Consider the following 18,019-nt stretch of genomic DNA (forward strand, 5'->3'; position numbering starts at 1 on the left):
AAAATTTCGGGACTTCTGGTCTGACTGGCCCGCCCCACATTGAGTACTGTCATGTCGCCGCCAAGGCCTACCATCTCGTTGATGATTTCCACTTATAACTGGAAAGAAGCGTTGACCCTGGTACTACGTAGCGCGGCCCAGCAAAGTCGGCTCCCCGATGAAGTGATTGTCGCCGATGACGGGTCGCGGGAAGACACCGCATCACTCCTGCAAGACTGTGCGCGTGAATTTCCCGTCCCGCTACGTCACGTGTGGCAACCCGATGACGGCTTCCGTCTCGCCCGCGCCCGCAACCGCGGCATTGCAGCAGCGCGCGGCGACTACCTGATACAACTGGACGGCGACATGATCATGCATCGGCACTTCGTGGCCGACCATATGCGCCTCGCTCGACCCGGGGTATTCCTGCAAGGCACCCGCATCCGCACCACGGAGGCAGAGACGGCGCGCCTGCTCTCCGGCGGCGCCCCCCACTTTGGCTGGTCGGTGGATGCGTACTACCGCAAGGAAGGCGACCGCAGCACCTACCATTTCGGGCGGCGCCACCACACCCTGCGCATTCCTGTGCTGGCAGCGCTCAAGGCACGTTCCTCCGGGCATCCCATGGGCTGCAACGTGAGCTTCTGGCGCAAGGATCTGCTTCAGGTCAACGGCTACGATGAGCGCATGGTTGGCTATGGCAGTGAAGACCTCGAGCTGGATCAGCGCCTTCGTCAGTCCGGCCTGCGTAGGTCGCAGATAAAATTCGCCGCATTGGCGCTGCACCTGGAGCACCACAGCTCAGCACCGCCAGACCCCAGCGCCCCGGAACTGCCCAACAACCAACTGTTGTATGCCAGCCGCGATGCACGGCGCGTGCGCTGCGAGGAAGGCTTGGACCATCACATGCCCGAGTTTTCCGTCACTCCGGCGGCGGATCTGCGTGCCACCAAATGAGTCTTTTTGACCGGCAACATGTGAACTCCCCCAGCAACTCACCTCTCGACGGCAAAGAAACCAGTCAGCTTGCAGTGCCGAGGTACCCGGCGGCACCAGTGACCCGCAACCTGCTGTTGAGCGGCCTGCTGTTGCTGATTGCCGGTATGTGCGCACTTCCCGCTGGCCCTTCGTTCAATCCGGGAAAGCCATTCCAATACCTGGTTGCACTAACCCTGTATCTGCCGGCACTGGTCCTCGGCTTCAGCTTCCCTCGACGATGGCTGGAACTTGCGCAGCGACCGCTGATGCCCTGGCTTCTGGCCTTGTTCGGGTGGGCGGCACTGAGCCTGCTATGGAGCAACGCACGCAGACCCGCCGATGAATTCATGCGCCTATTGAGCGTGCTGCTGTTTCTCCTGGCGTTCCTGCAGGGGGTTGGCAATGACCCCCTCCGGCAGCGTCGGCTCCTGCTATGGGCCGCAGGGATATTGTCCCTGACCGCAGCGGCATCGATGGTCGGCTTCTTTATCGCCCCACCAAGTGACGACCGACTGATCGGATTTGGTGTGATGGCCAATGCCAACCTTGTGGCTGCCGCCATGGGCGCAGGCATTTTGATGCTGTGGCCCTGGCGTTTTGAAAAGGGCTCACGTCGCCTCCTGAAGTGGGTGGCACTCGCGGTGATGGGCAGCGCACTGATACTCACTTATTCCCGCAGCGCCTGGATCGCGTTGTTCTTGACCGTATTCGCGCTGTTGACGATACGGCGCAGCAAGCGCGCGGGCCAGCGCCTGATACTACTGTCCGTAGTCGCGGGAGGCTTGGCCATGGCCGCCTACCCGGAGCTGACCGAACGCGGCATGTCGTTCAGGCCACAGATCTTTGCCTATGCCATGGACCTGTTCGCACAGCACCCCTTACGTGGCTGGGGACTGGGCGCCAACTTCATCATCCCAGTGGAGGCGGGTACTGGCACCCACCAGATCCACACCCATAATCTATTCACCCAGCTTGCCGTGGAGTTGGGCTTGCCTGGGCTGCTGCTATGGCTGGTGGTGTGGCTTGGACTGGGCTGGCGTGCCTGGCAGCATCGCGAGCTGGCGGTCGGCAGGACAACACTGGGCCTGTGGCTGTTTGCCAGCATAATGTTGCAGTTCGACCTTCCCCACCTGATCGACAGCCCCCGCCCGGGCTGGCTCATCATCTGGCTTCCACTGGCCCTCAGCCTATCTTTCCCCTCCAAGAGCTCATCCAAGTCAAACGACCCATGAAGATCTCCTTGGCGATCCTGACTTACAACTGGCCCGAAGCCTTGGAGTTGACGCTGCAAAGCGTCAGCAGGCAGCGTCAGTTGCCTGATGAGGTACTGGTAGCCGACGATGGCTCCGGCCCAGCAACCGCCGAGGTAATCGAGCGTTGGAGAGGGAAACTTGGGGCCCCGTTGCGACACATCTGGCAGGAAGACGCAGGTTTCCGTGCCGCCCGTTGCCGCAATCGAGCAATCGCCGCCAGCACCGGGGATTATGTGATTCTGCTGGATGGGGACATGATCCTGCATAGGGATTTCGTTGCCGATCATCGGATGCTCGCGTCCCCTGGCTTTTTCCTCCAAGGTGGCCGGTTGAAGGCCAGCATCAGCGAGAGTCAGCGCCTGCTTGCTGGTGGCCGGGCGCGGTTCGCACCCTGGATAGATGCCGCTTTCCATCACTTTGATGGCACACGCCGCCAATATGCCTTCCGCCAGCCTTGGCTTGCGCGCCTGAAGGCGCGCTCACGGCGCGGTGGCCGGGTGATGAGTTGCAACATGAGCTTCTGGCGACAAGACCTTATCAAGGTCAATGGCTTCGACGAGCGCATGGAAGGTTATGGCGCCGAAGACCGCGAGCTGGCCGAGCGCCTGCAGAATGCCGGCCTGCGCCGACGTCCGCTCAAATGGGCTGCACTGGCAGTCCACCTATGGCATAACTCGCGCGCACCACCAGATGTCAACGACATGAACTTGCCCAACAACCGCATCCTGCAGACGACTGTCGCCAACAAGATCACCCGCTGCGAGCAAGGCATCGACAACCACGACGAACTGCTGCAAGCACATCCGAATTCCTGATCATCCTGGACGCCCGCAGCCAATGAAACTGCTCTACACCAACTTTCACAGCGGCAGCGGAGGCGGACACACCACCTACATTCGTGACCTCGCGCAGGCGCTGAGTCCGCATCACGAAGTCCATGTCGCAGCCCCCGCAGGCAGCCGTTTGCTTGAGGAAGCGAAGGCACTGCATGGCGTCCACACCTTGGCACAGCCGTTTCCCAATGGCCTGCGCAAACTGCGCGAGCGTGCAAGGGCGGTACGCCAGCTTCGGGAGTACCTGCGCAAGCACCTTTTCGACATCGTCCATGTCAATGGCTCAGCGGATCACCGCCTCACCATCGCCGCGCTAAGCGGCCTGTCGACGCGCCCGCGTATCGTCCTGACCAAACACAACACCAAGCCGCTGCACGGCATTCAGCACATATGGCGTGCTCGCCTCCATACCGACAAAGTGATTGCGGTCAGTGAATACGTTCTCCGCCAGCTCCAGACAACTGCCTATCGCGCGTGTCAGCCGCAAACTGTCTACAACGGCATCGACACCGATCATTTCGCCCCGTTTGCAGGTGCTGAAGTCAGCGCGCTGCGTGCACGCTTCACCGATGACCCAGGCAGCTTGCTGATTGGCAGCAATGCCGGTACATCCGACTACAAAAGCTGGACCGACATTGCCGGCGCACTGGCGCTGCTTGGCGAAGACGAACGAAGCAAGGTGCAGGTGGTAGTCGCAGGGCACCCTCCCAGCGAGAAGCAGATGGCGATAGTCCGCGCTGCTGGACTTGAAACGCAGTTCCACTTTCCCGGCCTGCTGAAAGACGTTCGCCCGGTAGTGGCGGCGTTCGATGCCGGCTTCGTGGTTTCCCACGCGACCGAAGCACTCTCCTACGCTTGTCGCGAGATGATGTGCATGGGCAAGCCGGTGATGGTCACCGATTACTCTGGTCTGCCAGAAAACATCCGTATGGGCACCGACGGATGGATCGTGCCGGTGCATGACCACCAAGCCATGGCTGCGACGCTGCGCTGGATGTTGCAGCACCGCGAGGCGTTGCCGCGCATGGGTGCTGCAGCGCACGCGATTGCATCCGAAGAATTTGGCATGGAGCGCTTCATCAACGCCATCGTGGCCGTCTATGAAGAACTACTGGCTGTGCACCAAAGCAATATTGTCGGCAACAGCCAATCAAGCTGATACCTTCACCAGCCGCGCATAGAAGAATCCATCGCCACCCTGCTCGCCCGGCAAACGCTGACGGTTGCCGGCAACCTCGTGACCGAATGAATCAGGCAATGCCTGCACCTGTGCATCAGGTGTACGTGCGAGGAAGCTCGCTACCTGCTGGCCGTTTTCCTGGCGCAGGATCGAACAGGTCGAATACAGCAGCACGCCACCTGGGCGCAGCACCGTCCACAAGGCATCCAGCAGCCGTGCCTGCAATGCGGCCAAGGCGGTGATGTCCTCGGCGCGGCGGTGCAACAGCACGTCCGGCTGACGGCGGATGATGCCGGTGGCCGAACACGGCGCATCCAGCAACACCGCATCGAACGGCTTGCCGTCCCACCAGGCGGCGGTATCGGCGGCGTCCACCGCCAACACCTGCGCCTGCGCACCAACACCGGTACGCGCGAAGGTTTCACGGATGCGCTGCAGGCGCCGCGCATCGACATCCAGCGCGACCAGCTGCAGGGACGGATCGCGCTCCAGCAGGTGCGCGGATTTACCGCCCGGGGCCGCGCAGGCATCGAGCACCCGTGCCCCCGCCGGGGCCTGCAAGGCATCGGCCACCTGTTGCGCCGACAGATCCTGCACCGACACAGCGCCCTGCGCGAAGCCAGGCAGGCTGCTCACCGGCACCGCGACCGGTAGACGCACCGCGTCGGCCGACAGTGGCTCGGCAATCGCCTCGATACCAGCCTCGGCCAACAGGGTCAGGTAGGCGTCGCGCGCGTATTGCTGGCGATTGACCCGCAGCCACAACGGCGCTGGCTGCAGGCTCTGCGCGATGATTTCCGCTGCCTGCTGTGGCCAATCGCGCTGCACCTGGGCCAGCAGCCATTGCGGCCATGCGTCTTCGGCACGCGCTTCGGCAAAACCTTCGCGCTGTGCACGGCGCAGCAAGGCATTGACCATGCCGGCCTGGCGCTCACGGCCCAGCGCGCGCGCTGCATCCACCGTAGCCGACAACGCGGCGTGGGCAGGCAGCTGCAATACGTCCAGCTGCGCGAAACCCGCCATCAGCAGTGCGCGCAGGTCACCATCGCGCGCGCCCAGCGGCTTCTGCAGCCATTGCCGCAATGCCTGGTCATAGACCACGCGGCGGCGCAGCGCTGCAAAACAAATGGCTTCCAGCAACGCGCGATCACGGCTGTCATCGAGCTTGGGCAGGGCAGCGCCGAGCTCGGCTTTCAGCGAACGGCCCTTGCCGATCACTGCCGCCAGCACTTTGGCCGCCAGTGCACGGGTCTGCACGCCGGGCTGTGCCGCCGCGGATTTGCTGCCCCACGGTGAGGAAGTCGCCGCCGTCATCCGCTCAGCCCTCGATCCGCAGATCGCGGCGTGCGTTCAGATAGTCCGCCGCGGTGATCGCCTTGCCACCTTCGCGCTGCACTACGCGCAGGCGCAAAGCGCCTTGCCCGCAGGCGATATCGATACCTTCGCGGGCAGCACCGATCACCGTGCCCGGTGCCTTGCCACGGTTGTCCTCAATGGCTACCGCGCCGTGGATGCGTACGCGTTCGCCCGCCAACGTCGCCTCGGCGACCGGCCATGGATTGAAGGCGCGCACGCGGCGCGCCAGCGCGGCCGCCGGCTCGGCCCAATCGAGCTTGGCTTCAGCCTTGTCCAACTTGTGTGCATAGGTGACACCGGCTTCTGGCTGGCGCTGCGGCACCGGCTTCAGGCCGGCACGCAACAAGCCCAGGCCATCGGACAGCACCTGCGCACCCATCTGTGCCAGACGGTCATGCAGCTGGCCACCGGTATCGGTATCGCTGATCGGGGTGTGCTGGCGCAGCAGCACCGGTCCGGTATCCAGGCCCGCTTCCATCTGCATCAGGCACACGCCGGTTTCGGCGTCGCCTGCCTCGATCGCGCGCTGGATCGGGGCAGCGCCGCGCCAACGTGGCAGCAGCGAAGCGTGCACGTTCCAGCAGCCGTGGGTAGGGATGGCCAGCACCGCCTTGGGCAGGATCAGGCCATAGGCCACCACGATCATCAGATCCGGCTGCAGGTCGCGCAGCTGTTGCTGGGCTTCGGGCGTCTTCAGGCTTTCCGGTTGGAATACCGGAATACCGCGCGCGATGGCATCGAGCTTCACCGGCGAGGGCATCAGCCCGCGACCACGGCCCGCAGGACGATCCGGCTGGGTATAGACCGCCACCACTTCATGCTGGCGCGCGGCTGCACCCAGCGAGGCAACGGCAAATTCCGGCGTACCGGCGAAGATGATTCTCATAGGGCGGGGATTCGGTATTCGGGATCCGGGCTTGGCAAAAGCAGCGCAGCGGTGGCTGCTACCAATCGCGGATCGAAAGAAAGAACGTGCAGGTCAGGGATACAGAACAGAACGCCGGGACTGGAAGAAACGCAGCAATTCATGCCTCTCCAATCCCGGGCCCCCGATCCCCGCCTCAAATCAGGCGACGTGCTTGCGCGACTTGGCCAGCTTCTTGCGCACCATCTCGCGCTTGAGCGGCGAGAGGTAGTCAATGAACAGCTTGCCATCCAGGTGATCCATTTCGTGCTGGATGCAGGTGGCCAGCAGCTCGTCGGCCGCCAGCTCCTGCTGCTTGCCTTCGCGGTCCAGGAAGCGCACCACGATGGAATCGGCACGGGTGACATCGGCATAGATGCCCGGCACTGACAGGCAGCCTTCCTGGTAGACGCGGCCGCCTTCGCTGGCGCTGACGATCTGCGGGTTGATGAAAACCTGCGGCGCGTTGTGCTCTTCGCTGACGTCGATGACCATGAAGCGCTTATGGACGTCCACCTGGCTGGCAGCCAGGCCGATGCCCGGGGCGTCGTACATGGTCTGCAGCATGTCGTCGATCAACTGCTGGAAGGCCGGCGTGGTCACTTCTGCAGCCTCGACAAGGGCTGCCTTGGTGCGCAGGCGCGGGTCTGGGAACTCAAGAATGGGCAGGAGGGCCATGGTGGTACCGATCTGGGGATGCCGTTCAATTTCGGCAAGATGTCGCAATTCTACCGCCTGCGCTTGCCCGGCGCCCCCGTTTCTGCAATATAGTGCGACAACCTGTTGGGGAATCAGGCAGATCGCAACCATGTTGAAACAAATACGTACGGTCGCCGCCGTGGCGATGCTGACCGTCACGACCTATGCCGTGGCCGTCGAAATGAACGGTACGCACCCTGACACCTACGTGGTGCGCAAGGGCGATACTTTGTGGGACATATCGGCACGTTTCCTGAAAAAGCCGTGGCTTTGGCCGGAAATCTGGCAGGCCAACCCGCAGGTCAAGAACCCGCACCTGATCTATCCGGGGGACGTTCTGAGCTTGGCCTATCTGGACCGGGTAACGGCCCAGGCCGGCCCGCGCCAGGAGGCTCCGATCACCGGCGTACCGCTGGCGGACGTTGAGCCTTTCCTTAAGAACCTGAACGTGGTGGACAGCTTCGAGGACCTGCCCTATGTGGTCGGCCTGGAAGACAACCGCCTGCGCGCCAGCGCCGGACAGAAGGCATACGTAACCGGCCTGGACAACGCCCAGCCCGGCCAGCGCTACATGGTGCTGCGCCCGACCGTGCGTTTTGGCCAGCCCAAGCCCACGGATGACCTGGACAGCCGCGGCAAGGTCACGCCGGGCACCGGCAACATCTGGAGCAACTATGTTGCCTCCAATGACCGCAACGAGTTCCTTGGCTATGAGTTGGCCAAGGTCAACGTCGGCACCCTGACCCAGGTTGCCAGCGGCAATGTCCAGGCCTCCACGCTGCAGCTCGAAGACAGTGGCAGCGAAGTGCGCAGGGGCGACCGCCTGATGCCGGTGCAGATCAACCCGTATGACCTGCAGTTTGTTCCGCATGCGCCGGCCAACGCCGTGGTACCGGGCCAGCTGCGCGTGCTCGCGGTGACCGACACCTTCACCAGCGGCGGCCCGCGCGACGTGATCGCCATCTCCGGCGGCGCACGCGAAGGCATCAACAACGGCACGGTGTTCTCGGTCTGGCGCAGCGGCAGCTACGTCACCGACCGCATCCAGCACGCGCAAACCTCACGTGCGGACGATGCCTTGAAGACCGGCACCGGACGGGTCACCCTGCCTGACGAGTACGCTGCCCATGCGATGGTGTTCCGTACCTTCGACAAGGTCAGCTATGCACTGATCATGGAAGGCACCAAGCCGGCACGCCTTGGCTATGAGCTGAAGCACCCGGACGCCCAGTAAGCAGCTGCGGGCTAGCCTTACGATCCAAGACAACGGCGCCCGAGGGCGCCGTTGTTGTTTGCGGCGGCAGGCTGGGGCATGCACCCATCACCCACCCTGTCTGCCCCCACTCCGGCCTATTGCCCTGCGCTGCTGACCCTGGCGCTGGCCGGCGGCCCCCTCGAACCGCTGCGTCGACTGCTTGATCAATACGACAGCAGCGCGGCTGCGCTGGCTGCCGGCCCCGCGCAGTGGCGCGCCGCCGGCTGCACTTCGGCGCAGTGCCTGGCACTGTCGCGTCCCGATACGGACACCTGGAACAAGGCCGATGACTGGCTGCAGGCCGACGCGCATCACCTGGTCGGCTGGCGCGACCCGGACTACCCACCGCTACTGCGCGACAGCCCGAATCCCCCCATGGCCCTGTTCCTGGCCGGCGACCCGACCCTGCTCTGGCAACCGGCAATTGCCATCGTCGGCAGCCGCATTCCCACTGCCGGCGGCCGCGATATCGCCCGCGACTTCTCCACCGCCCTGGCTGGCGCGGGCCTCACCATCGCCAGCGGGCTGGCGGCCGGCATCGACGCGGCGGCGCATCGGGCGGCAATGGCCTGCGGTGGCAGCACCTATGCGGTGATCGGCACCGGCCCGGATCTGGCCTATCCGCGCCATCACCGCCAGTTGCAGGCGCAGATTGCCGCCGAAGGCGTGGTTGTCAGCGAGTACCCGCCCGGTACGGTGCCGCGCAGCGGCCAGTTCCCCGCCCGCAACCGCTTGCTGGCGGCGCTGGCATTGGGGACGGTGGTCATCGAGGCCGCCGAACGCTCCGGCGCCCTGATCACCGCGCGCCTGGCCAGCGAGGCCGGCCGCGAGATATTTGCCGTGCCCGGCTCCATCCACAACCCGATGGCACGCGGCTGCCACCGGCTGATACGCCAAGGTGCAACCCTGGTGACACAGAGCAACGACATTCTTGAAGGCGTGGCCAATCTGGCCGGCGAACTGGCCTGTGCCTTGCAAACCCGGCTCCAGACCCCCATCTCAGCGGTACCGTCCGGCCAGCACCCGGCCGTCACGCCACCGGACCCGGACTACCAGCGATTGTGGGACGCCTTGGGTTATGACCCAACCGGTATGGATTTACTGATCGAGCGCACTGGATTGACGGCCGCCAGCCTGTCCTCCATGCTGCTGCTCATGGAATTGGAAGGCAGGGTGTCGTCCGCGCACGGCCGCTACACCCGCACCTGAAAGTTTCTTCACCTCCACAGCGCCAATGGCGCAGGCCGAGGGGCAATGAAAGAGAGCATCCTGGACGTCCTGCTGTACCTGTTTGAACACTACTTCAGCGAAGACGCTGATCTCATCCGAGACCGCGACTCGCTACAGAACGGCCTGATCCAGGCCGGTTTCAGTCCCGCCGAAATCAACAAGGCCTTCGATTGGCTCGATGCCTTGGCCGAACAACGCCCAGCCGTGGCCCAACCACGCGTTGACGGGCCGGTACGTGTGTTCCACGGCCCCGAGCTCGACAAGCTGGACGTGGAGAGCCGTGGCTTCCTGTTGTTCCTGGAACAGCAGCGCGTGCTCGACGCCGACCAGCGCGAACTGGTGCTCGACCGTGCCATGGCACTGGACCAGGACGAGCTGGACCTGGACGACCTGAAGTGGGTGGTACTGATGGTGCTGTTCAACCAGCCCGGCGCGGAAGCCGCCTATGCCTGGATGGAAACCCAGATGTTTGTCGACGAACCCGAACCCCTGCACTAAGCCCAAAACCGGCGTGCAGGGATGCATAAGGACAACACCTACGTGAGCCAATGGTTCTACGCCGAGGGCAACCGCGAACGTCGCGGCCCGATCACCGATGACAACATCGTCGAGCTGTTCCAGTCCCGTCGCATAGACGAGGACACCCTGGTCTGGCGCGAAGGCACCGGCGACTGGCGGCCGCTGCGCGAATTTGCCGGCGAGCTCGGCCTGGACCTGCAGCACGCCGAACCGGCAGCCGCGCCGGCAGTGCCGCCGTCACTGCCGCCGGGCGTGCAGACCATCCACACCACGGCCGCCGCGCTGCCCCGGCAGGGTCTGTCCGGCTGCGCGATCGCCGGCATCATTGCTGCGGTAGTCGGCGTGATCCTGATTGCCATCCTCGCCATCCTGGCGGCCATCGCCATGCCCGCCTACCAGCAGTATGTGATGCGCTCCAAGACAACGATGGTTTCAGGGCAGATGCTGGGCTTGAAACATCAGGTGGCTGAGTTCGTCGCCGCCAACCAGCGCTGCCCGATCAATGATGACGAAGGCTTCGGCACCCCGGAAAGCTACGCCAGTGGTGATGTCGCCCAGGTCCATGTCGGCCGCTTTGAAGAGGGGCATTGCGGGCTGGAAGCCTTCCTGCGGGTTCCGTCTCATTCGCAACTTGACGGCAAAAGCATCTGGCTCGACTACGATATGCAGGCCGACAGCTGGGAATGCAGTTCCGATGTCGATGACAAATACCTGCCGATCGACTGTCGCGGCTGATTGGTAGCGTTCAGAACTTTTACGGGGAAAAAGATGAGCCAGTGGTACTACGCTGATGCCCAGCGCGAGCGGCATGGTCCGATTGAAGCGGAAGCACTCCGCGAGAAATTCCGCGCAGGCGAGATGGACCTGGGCACTTTGGTCTGGCGTGAAGGCATGCAGCAATGGCAGCCGCTCTCCGCCGTCGCCGACGAACTGCAGTTGATCACCCAGGCCAACACCGGCATCGACCTGCGCCAGGACTACGCCGCGATCGAAAGCGGCGAGGCCGTCGCCGCGCGCGCTGCCGCTGCCGAGGCCTATTCGCCTTACACCGCGCCAGCCAGCCGTCCGCAGGATGTCGATCCCGCCGCCGTGCAGGGCGGGCTGGTGGTGCAGGCAGGCTTCTGGAAGCGCGTGGCCGCCTACTTCATCGACTACGTGGTCATGACCGTTTTCACCTACATCGTGCTGATCCCGCTGAGCATCCTCGGCGCGATTGTCGGTGGCGTGTCCGGTAGCTCGGATTCGGCCGCAGGCTCCATTGGCATGTTGGTGACCATGGGCGTGGGCTATCTGTTCATCTTCGCCGGCAACCTGATGTATCCGGCCTGGATGCATTCGTCCAAGTACCAGGCCACGCTGGGCAAGATGGCGGTGGGCATCAAGGTGGTGCGCAGCAACGGCGAACGCCTGACCCTGGGCCGCGCCGTGGGCCGCTTCTTCGCCTACATCCTGAGCAGCATCACCCTGTGCATCGGCTTCGTCATGGCCGCCTTCACCGAGCGCAAGCAGGCCTTGCACGACATCATCTGCGACACCCTGGTGGTGGACAAGTTCGCGTTCACCGAGCACCCGGAGTGGCAGCAGCAGGGCCTGGGCACGGTCACCATCGTGATCCTGTCGCTGGTCGGCCTGGGCCTGCTTTGCCTGATCGGGCTGGTGGTGATCATTGGCATTGCCGCAGCTGGCTTCAACTGACAAATTGCCGGGGGCGGCTTGACACAAGCCCCTCTGGCATGATTCCTCTAATAAGGAACCAAGCTGAACGCCCGGGCCGCAACCCGGGCGTCGGCTTATGCACAACCCAAACATCGGCTTCACTATCGTCCCGGTTTAAGCCACCCTAGCGCCCCCACAAGGGCGTTCCGCCCCAAGAATGTACTGACATGCCCAAGCACCTGCTCATCGTCGAATCACCGGCCAAGGCCAAGACGATCAATAAATACCTCGGCAAGGACTACACGGTTCTGGCCTCGTATGGGCATGTGCGTGACCTGGTTCCCAAGGAAGGCGCGGTCGACCCCGAGAACGGGTTCGCCATGCGCTACGACCTGATCGAGAAGAACGAGAAGCACGTCGAAGCCATCGCAAAAGCCGCAAAGGGCGCCGATGACATCCTGCTGGCGACTGACCCGGATCGCGAGGGTGAGGCCATCAGCTGGCATATCGCCGAGATCCTGAAGCAGCGCGGCCTGTCCGACGGCAAGCCGATGCAGCGCGTGGTGTTCACCGAAATCACCCCGCGAGCGATCAAGGAAGCGATTGCCCAGCCACGTGAAATCGCCTCGGACCTGGTTGATGCCCAGCAGGCGCGTCGCGCGCTTGATTACCTGGTCGGCTTCAACCTGTCGCCGGTGCTGTGGCGCAAGGTGCAGCGCGGCCTGTCCGCTGGCCGCGTGCAGAGCCCGGCGCTGCGCATGATCGTCGAGCGCGAGGAAGAGATCGAAGCCTTCATCTCGCGCGAGTACTGGAGCATCGAGGCCGCCTGCGCGCATCCTTCGCAGCACTTCAACGCGCGCCTGATCAAGCTGGACGGGCAGAAGTTCGAGCAGTTCACCATCACCGACGGCGACACCGCGGAGGCCGCGCGCCTGCGCATCCAGCAGGCCGCACAGGGTTCGCTGCACGTCACCGACGTCGCCAGCAAGGAGCGCAAGCGCCGCCCGGCCGCGCCGTTCACCACCTCCACGCTGCAGCAGGAAGCCTCGCGCAAGCTCGGCTTCACCACCCGCAAGACCATGCAGGTGGCGCAGAAGCTCTATGAAGGCGTGAACATCGGCGATGAGGGCACGGTCGGCCTGATCACGTACATGCGTACCGACTCGGTGAGCCTGTCGCAGGATGCGCTGGCCGAGATCCGCGACGTGATCGCCCGCGATTACGGCATCAGTTCGCTGCCGGACAAGCCCAACACCTACACCACCAAATCCAAGAACGCGCAGGAAGCCCACGAAGCCGTGCGCCCGACCTCCGCGTTGCGCACCCCGGCACAGGTGGGCAAGTACCTCACCGACGATGAGCGCAAGCTGTACGAGCTGATCTGGAAGCGCGCCGTCGCCTGCCAGATGATCCCGGCCACCTTGAACACCGTCAGCGTCGACCTGTCGGCCGGTAGCGAGCACGTGTTCCGCGCCAGCGGCACCACCGTGGTGGTGCCCGGCTTCCTTGCCGTGTACGAGGAAGGCAAGGACAGCAAGAGCGCCGAGGACGAGGACGAGGGCCGCAAGCTGCCGCTGATGAAGCCCGGCGACCGCGTGCCGCTGGACCGCATCGTCGCCGACCAGCACTTCACCCAGCCGCCGCCGCGTTACACCGAAGCGGCGCTGGTCAAGGCACTTGAGGAATACGGCATCGGCCGTCCGTCCACCTACGCCTCGATCATCCAGACCCTGCTGTTCCGCAAGTACACCGAGATGGAGGGCCGCAGCTTCAAGCCGACCGACGTCGGCCGCGCGGTCAGCAAGTTCCTGTCCAGCCACTTCACCCAGTACGTCGATTACGACTTCACCGCCAAGCTCGAGGACGAGCTGGATGCGGTGTCGCGTGGCGAGGAAGAGTGGGTGCCGCTGATGGAGCGCTTCTGGGGCCCGTTCAAGGAACTGGTCACCGACAAGAGCGAATCGCTGGACCGTACCGACGCCGGCAGCGCGCGCGTGCTCGGACCGGACCCGGTCAGCGGCAAGGACGTCACCGCACGTATCGGCCGCTTCGGCCCGATGGTGCAGATCGGCACCGTCGAAGACGAAGAGAAGCCCAAGTTCGCCTCACTGCAGCCGGGCCAGAGCATTTACTCGATCTCGCTGGAAGAAGCACTGAAGCTGTTCGACATGCCGCGCAAGCTCGGCGCCGACGCCAATGGCGAGGAAGTCACCGTCGGCATCGGCCGCTTCGGGCCGTTCGCCAAACGCGGCAGCACCTATGCCTCGCTGACCAAGGAAGACGACCCGTACAAGATCGACCTGGCCCGCGCCGTTTTCCTGATCGAAGAGAAGGAAGAGATCGCACGCAACCGCATCATCAAGGAGTTCGAGGGTTCGGACATCCAGGTGTTGAACGGTCGCTTCGGCCCCTACATCAGCGACGGCAAGATGAACGGCAAGATCCCCAAGGACCGCGAACCCGCCTCGCTGACCCTGGCTGAGGTCGAGCAGCTGATGGCCGACACCGGCAAGCCGGTGCGCAAGGGCTTTGGCAAGAAGGCCGCCAAGAAGACCACGGTCAAGAAGGAAGCCGCACCGAAGAAGGCCGCCGCAAAGAAGGCCCCGGCCAAGAAGGCGGCAACCAAGAAAGCAGCGACCAAGAAGACCGCAGCAAAGAAGGCAACGAAGAAAGCCGTCGCCAAGAAGGCAGTGAAGAAGTCGGCCGCCGACGACGCACCACCCTTCTGATCTGCAGCTTTTTCCTTCTCCCTCCGGGAGAAGGTGCCCGAAGGGCGGAAGAGGGTCGGCCTTACCACCCGGAATCAGGAAGCAGCACTACACCGGCTTTCATCCCCTCCCCCGCCAACAAGCGGATAATCAGCACCACCCGCAGCAGGCCGCCCACCGGGCGGCCTTTGCTTTGCGTCCTTTCGCGGACCAGCGCCATCGAACGCACTGGCCCTCCAACGGTGCTGACCATGCTCGAACTCGACCTGCACAGTGTTGTCCCTGCCCTCAAGGCCGGCGGCGTGATCGCCTACCCGACCGAAGCGGTCTGGGGCCTGGGCTGTGATCCTTCCAACGAAACCGCGGTGATGAAGCTGCTGGCGCTGAAGCAACGCCCGGTCGAGAAAGGCATGATCCTGATCGCCGCCAGCCCGCAGCAGCTGGAAGGCTGGGTGCAGTTGGACGCCTTGGCAGACGACCGCCGGCAAGCAGTGCGGGACAGCTGGCCCGGCGCCAACACCTGGATCGTCCCAGCCGGCCCACGTGCGCCACGCTGGATAACCGGCGAGCACACCGGCATCGCCGTGCGGGTCACCGCCCATCCGCTGGTACAGGCCCTGTGCAAGGCCTGGGGCGGCCCGCTGGTCTCGACCAGTGCCAACCTTGCCGGTGAGCCCCCGGCGCGCTCCCGCGGACAGCTGGACCCGGCCCTGCTGGACCTGCTGGACGGCTTGCTGGACGGTGCCACCGGCGGCCTGTCCCAACCTACCCGCATCCGCGTGGCCGCCACCGGCGAAGTCCTGCGCGACTGAAAAGCCGAAAAACCAACCCCTCCCCAACCCTCCCCTTGGCTACGCCAAAGGGAGGGGGCACAAGCGTAGTGCCGAGCCATGCTCGGCAGGGGCTTCACCGGTAATGCCTCAGCCGAGCATGGCTCGGCTCTACACAGGAGCGCGGCCGGCAACACTGCCAGCTTCGCGGCTGACGCCGCTCCCACAACCACCCCGGCTGCGCCCGTGGCACACTGCCACCATGCGCCCTCGCCTGCCCCTGCTCGGTTGCCTGATCTGGTTGCCCGTCGCGGCCTTGGCGGTTGATCCGCCTCCCACCAGCTCGGCGGACAACGTTCGCATCTACCGCTGCGTTGGCAGCAACGGTGCGGTGTCGTTGCAGGATGCACCCTGCACCAAGTCACATCAGCAGCAGGTGCTGGACATGGCGCGGCCAAAGGACCCGCCAGCGCGCACAGCTGCAACAACACCAGCTCCGACGACGGCACCGCTCATCCAGCGCGAGGTGCGGGTGGTCACGGTGCAGCCGCCACAGCCGATGTACGAATGCGTCACCGAGGAAGGTGAGCGCTATACCAGCGACAACAACGACGGTAATCCGCGCTGGGTGCCAACCTGGGGTTATGCCTACCCGCGTCATCACGGCCCTGGCAATGGCGGTCCACGCCCGCCGCGCCCGCCCGCTGGCGGCGGTATTCCGTGGCAGGCAGGCGTCGCGGTGCCGATGGGGTCGGTGCTTGTGCGCGACAGCTGCCATGCCTTGCCGCCGCAGGAAGTCTGCGCACGGCTGCGCGACCGCCGCTGGGAATTGATCCGTCGCTACAACAGCGCGCTGCAAAGCGAGCGCCAGGAATTGACGCGCGAGCAACGCGGTATCGATGCGCGACTCGAGCAGGACTGCGGGGGAATCTGATGCGCGGCTTGATCCTGCTGATGCTTCTGGCCGGCCCCACCGCACACGCCGGCGAGGTCGTGTTCTATCGCTGCACCGATGCCAGCGGCGCACTTACCGTGCAGAACATGCCCTGCCCCAAAGGCACGCAGCTGCAGAGCAGAAAAGTCATGCAGGCGGTGGAAAACCCGCCACCGCCGCCAGCGCTTGCAAGTCCGGCACCCGCCGTGCTGCCGCAATTGCATGCCGCGCCAGCCTCGGCTGTTGCAACACCGGCTCCGGCTCCTGCACCAGCAAAGGCAACTGCAGCAGCGCCCGCCGTGCCGCTGCCCGAACTGTTCCAATGCCGCACCCGCGAAGGCCAGACCTACTTCAGCGAAAGCAGTGAGCCGCCATCGCGCTGCGTGGCGATGCAGGTCACCGGCCTGGACGGCAACCCCAACACCGGTGCCGGTGATGCCTGCGAAGTAGTGCGCGATACCTGCACCGCAGTCGATCCGCTGCAGCGCTGCGCCACCTGGCAACAATGGGTGGACGAAGCCGAATCGGAGTGGCGCTTCGCCTCGCCAAGCCAGGCCGAGGCACTGCAGAAGAAGCATAAACGCCTGCAATCGCTGCTCGACGGCAGCGACTGCGGGATTCAGAAGCCGTAACGCAGGAAGCCACCGTCCACCGCGATGCATTCGCCGGTGACATAGCTCGACGCCGGCAGGCACAGGAAGCTCACCGCCGCCGCTACTTCCTCCGGTTCACCGATGCGGCGCATCGGCGTACGCGCGATCACTTCATCGTAGTAATCGGCATCGGACAACGGCCCGGAAGTACGGCGGGTGCGGATGTACCACGGCGCCACCGAGTTGACGCGGATGCCGTCCTCGGCCCATTCACAGGCCAGGTTGCGGGTCATCTGCTGCATCGCCGCCTTGGTCATGCCGTAGACAACGCCGCTGCGCACATGGGTAATGCCGGAGACGCTGCCAACGTTGACGATGGCCGAGGAGGCATGGCGGGTCAGCAACGGGTGCGCATAGCGGCACAGCTCGAACGCCGAGAAAAGATTGGTCTCGAAGATGCCACGCCATTCGTCTTCGGAATACTCGGTTGCCGCCTTGGTGGTGTTGCCACCAGCGTTGTTGACCAGGATGTTCAGGCCATCGCTGTGGTCTTCGACCCAATCGAGGATTTCCTGCCGATCCTGGTCGTCACTGACGTCGGCGGAAAGTGCATGGATGGCACGCTCGGGAAATGTGTCGGCCAGTTCATCGCGCGCGGTTTCCAGTGCATCGGCATCGCGCCCGACGATCAGCACATCGGCACCGAAACCCAGCAGCTCGCGTGCAATTGCCAGGCCGATACCGGCACTGGCACCCGTGACCAAGGCGGTTTGCCCATCCAGGCGCCAACGCTGCTGGTTCATAGTGTTTCCTCATCGATGCTGGGTGCGGCGTCCGTGAAAGGACGCAGCGGGAAGATGGGGCTAGGATAGCCGCCTGAGCCCAGCGGAGCATGCCGATGAAGCGTCTTTCCCTGTTGATGGTGCCGTTGCTGCTTGCGCTGGCAGCGTGCAAGCCACAAGCGTCGGACACCGAGCGTCGTCCCGATCCGCAGGCCACGGCGCTGCGTGATGCGATGAAGAAGGACCTGGATCAGGCCAAGGCGACAGCTGCGGCGGCCGAGCAGGCCAGCAAGGCGCAGCAGGCTGAGTTGGATGCGGCGATTGGCGCCGCCGATACCGCCAAATAGCACAGCACCTGTAGTGCCGAGCCATGCTCGGCAGGGGCTTTAC

General features: G+C 64.3%; 19 protein-coding genes. 14 read left to right on the forward strand and 5 right to left on the reverse strand.

Going from position 1 to position 18,019, the window contains the following annotated elements; translation table 11 throughout:
• Window positions 1–78: 78 nt before the first annotated feature.
• The 4 genes from Q5Z11_RS18560 to Q5Z11_RS18575 all read left to right on the forward strand — a co-directional run bounded on the left by Q5Z11_RS18560 (window position 79) and on the right by Q5Z11_RS18575 (window position 4,202).
• The gene (locus tag Q5Z11_RS18560) at window positions 79–936 is read left to right on the forward strand and encodes a glycosyltransferase family 2 protein (RefSeq protein ID WP_405051621.1); all 858 of its coding nucleotides are present in this window, start codon (window positions 79–81) and stop codon (window positions 934–936) included.
• A 98-nt stretch (window positions 937–1,034) separates the two neighbouring features.
• Window positions 1,035–2,189: an O-antigen ligase family protein gene (locus Q5Z11_RS18565; RefSeq protein ID WP_303747760.1), complete on the forward strand. Its 1,155-nt coding sequence runs from the start codon at window positions 1,035–1,037 to the stop codon at window positions 2,187–2,189.
• Window positions 2,186–3,025 carry a glycosyltransferase family 2 protein gene (locus Q5Z11_RS18570; RefSeq protein ID WP_303747761.1) on the forward strand — a complete coding sequence of 280 codons (840 nt, stop codon included), beginning with the start codon at window positions 2,186–2,188 and terminating at the stop codon, window positions 3,023–3,025. Before Q5Z11_RS18565 ends, Q5Z11_RS18570 begins: the two co-directional genes overlap by 4 nt.
• Window positions 3,026–3,047: 22 nt before the next feature.
• Entirely contained in the window at window positions 3,048–4,202 is a 1,155-nt protein-coding gene (locus Q5Z11_RS18575; RefSeq protein WP_303747762.1) for a glycosyltransferase family 4 protein, read from the forward strand.
• On the opposite strand, the gene rsmB is transcribed toward Q5Z11_RS18575, so the two are convergent.
• From rsmB to def, 3 genes are all read right to left on the reverse strand, one after another.
• Window positions 4,194–5,537, reverse strand: a complete 1,344-nt coding sequence (rsmB, locus tag Q5Z11_RS18580; RefSeq protein WP_303747763.1) for a 16S rRNA (cytosine(967)-C(5))-methyltransferase RsmB — start codon at window positions 5,535–5,537, stop codon at window positions 4,194–4,196. The genes Q5Z11_RS18575 and rsmB overlap by 9 nt on opposite strands.
• A gap of 4 nt (window positions 5,538–5,541) precedes the next feature.
• Window positions 5,542–6,465: a methionyl-tRNA formyltransferase gene (gene fmt, locus Q5Z11_RS18585; RefSeq protein WP_303747764.1), complete on the reverse strand. Its 924-nt coding sequence runs from the start codon at window positions 6,463–6,465 to the stop codon at window positions 5,542–5,544.
• Window positions 6,466–6,645: 180 nt separating this feature from the next.
• A complete protein-coding gene (def, locus tag Q5Z11_RS18590; RefSeq protein ID WP_303747765.1) occupies window positions 6,646–7,161 on the reverse strand; it encodes a peptide deformylase in 516 nt (171 codons plus the stop codon).
• A gap of 130 nt (window positions 7,162–7,291) precedes the next feature.
• Here def and Q5Z11_RS18595 point away from each other — a divergent pair, with 130 nt between their 5' ends.
• The 6 genes from Q5Z11_RS18595 (at window position 7,292) to Q5Z11_RS18620 (ending at window position 14,571) form a co-directional block, all read left to right on the forward strand.
• Window positions 7,292–8,416 carry a LysM peptidoglycan-binding domain-containing protein gene (locus Q5Z11_RS18595; RefSeq protein WP_303747766.1) on the forward strand — a complete coding sequence of 375 codons (1,125 nt, stop codon included), beginning with the start codon at window positions 7,292–7,294 and terminating at the stop codon, window positions 8,414–8,416.
• Window positions 8,417–8,494: 78 nt separating this feature from the next.
• Window positions 8,495–9,646 carry a DNA-processing protein DprA gene (dprA, locus tag Q5Z11_RS18600; RefSeq protein ID WP_303747767.1) on the forward strand — a complete coding sequence of 384 codons (1,152 nt, stop codon included), beginning with the start codon at window positions 8,495–8,497 and terminating at the stop codon, window positions 9,644–9,646.
• Window positions 9,647–9,691: 45 nt separating this feature from the next.
• A complete protein-coding gene (locus Q5Z11_RS18605; RefSeq protein WP_282268100.1) occupies window positions 9,692–10,165 on the forward strand; it encodes a DUF494 family protein in 474 nt (157 codons plus the stop codon).
• Window positions 10,166–10,186: 21 nt separating this feature from the next.
• The gene (locus Q5Z11_RS18610; RefSeq protein WP_303747768.1) at window positions 10,187–10,921 is read left to right on the forward strand and encodes a GYF domain-containing protein; all 735 of its coding nucleotides are present in this window, start codon (window positions 10,187–10,189) and stop codon (window positions 10,919–10,921) included.
• Window positions 10,922–10,954: 33 nt separating this feature from the next.
• Window positions 10,955–11,881, forward strand: a complete 927-nt coding sequence (locus Q5Z11_RS18615; protein WP_303747769.1) for an RDD family protein — start codon at window positions 10,955–10,957, stop codon at window positions 11,879–11,881.
• Window positions 11,882–12,069: 188 nt separating this feature from the next.
• A complete protein-coding gene (locus tag Q5Z11_RS18620) occupies window positions 12,070–14,571 on the forward strand; it encodes a DNA topoisomerase I (protein ID WP_303747770.1) in 2,502 nt (833 codons plus the stop codon).
• Between the two features lie 61 nt (window positions 14,572–14,632).
• On the opposite strand, the gene Q5Z11_RS18625 is transcribed toward Q5Z11_RS18620, so the two are convergent.
• Window positions 14,633–14,803 carry a hypothetical protein gene (locus Q5Z11_RS18625; RefSeq protein ID WP_303747771.1) on the reverse strand — a complete coding sequence of 57 codons (171 nt, stop codon included), beginning with the start codon at window positions 14,801–14,803 and terminating at the stop codon, window positions 14,633–14,635.
• Here Q5Z11_RS18625 and Q5Z11_RS18630 point away from each other — a divergent pair.
• From Q5Z11_RS18630 to Q5Z11_RS18640, 3 genes are all read left to right on the forward strand, one after another.
• Window positions 14,802–15,362 carry a Sua5/YciO/YrdC/YwlC family protein gene (locus Q5Z11_RS18630; protein WP_303747772.1) on the forward strand — a complete coding sequence of 187 codons (561 nt, stop codon included), beginning with the start codon at window positions 14,802–14,804 and terminating at the stop codon, window positions 15,360–15,362. The genes Q5Z11_RS18625 and Q5Z11_RS18630 overlap by 2 nt on opposite strands.
• 220 nt (window positions 15,363–15,582) lie before the next feature.
• Window positions 15,583–16,254 carry a DUF4124 domain-containing protein gene (locus Q5Z11_RS18635; protein ID WP_303747773.1) on the forward strand — a complete coding sequence of 224 codons (672 nt, stop codon included), beginning with the start codon at window positions 15,583–15,585 and terminating at the stop codon, window positions 16,252–16,254.
• On the forward strand, window positions 16,254–16,886 hold the full coding sequence (locus tag Q5Z11_RS18640) for a DUF4124 domain-containing protein (protein WP_303747774.1): 633 nt from the start codon (window positions 16,254–16,256) through the stop codon (window positions 16,884–16,886). The genes Q5Z11_RS18635 and Q5Z11_RS18640 overlap by 1 nt, the downstream gene beginning before the upstream one ends.
• Here Q5Z11_RS18640 and Q5Z11_RS18645 read toward each other — a convergent pair.
• The gene (locus tag Q5Z11_RS18645; RefSeq protein WP_303747775.1) at window positions 16,874–17,650 is read right to left on the reverse strand and encodes an SDR family oxidoreductase; all 777 of its coding nucleotides are present in this window, start codon (window positions 17,648–17,650) and stop codon (window positions 16,874–16,876) included. The genes Q5Z11_RS18640 and Q5Z11_RS18645 overlap by 13 nt on opposite strands.
• A 95-nt stretch (window positions 17,651–17,745) precedes the next feature.
• Here Q5Z11_RS18645 and Q5Z11_RS18650 point away from each other — a divergent pair, with 95 nt between their 5' ends.
• Complete coding sequence (locus Q5Z11_RS18650) at window positions 17,746–17,976, forward strand: hypothetical protein (RefSeq protein ID WP_303747776.1); 231 nt, start codon at window positions 17,746–17,748, stop codon at window positions 17,974–17,976.
• The last annotated feature ends 43 nt before the right edge of the window (window positions 17,977–18,019 follow it).

It is taken from the genome of Stenotrophomonas sp. 610A2 (assembly GCF_030549615.1).
GTDB lineage: Bacteria > Pseudomonadota > Gammaproteobacteria > Xanthomonadales > Xanthomonadaceae > Stenotrophomonas > Stenotrophomonas pigmentata.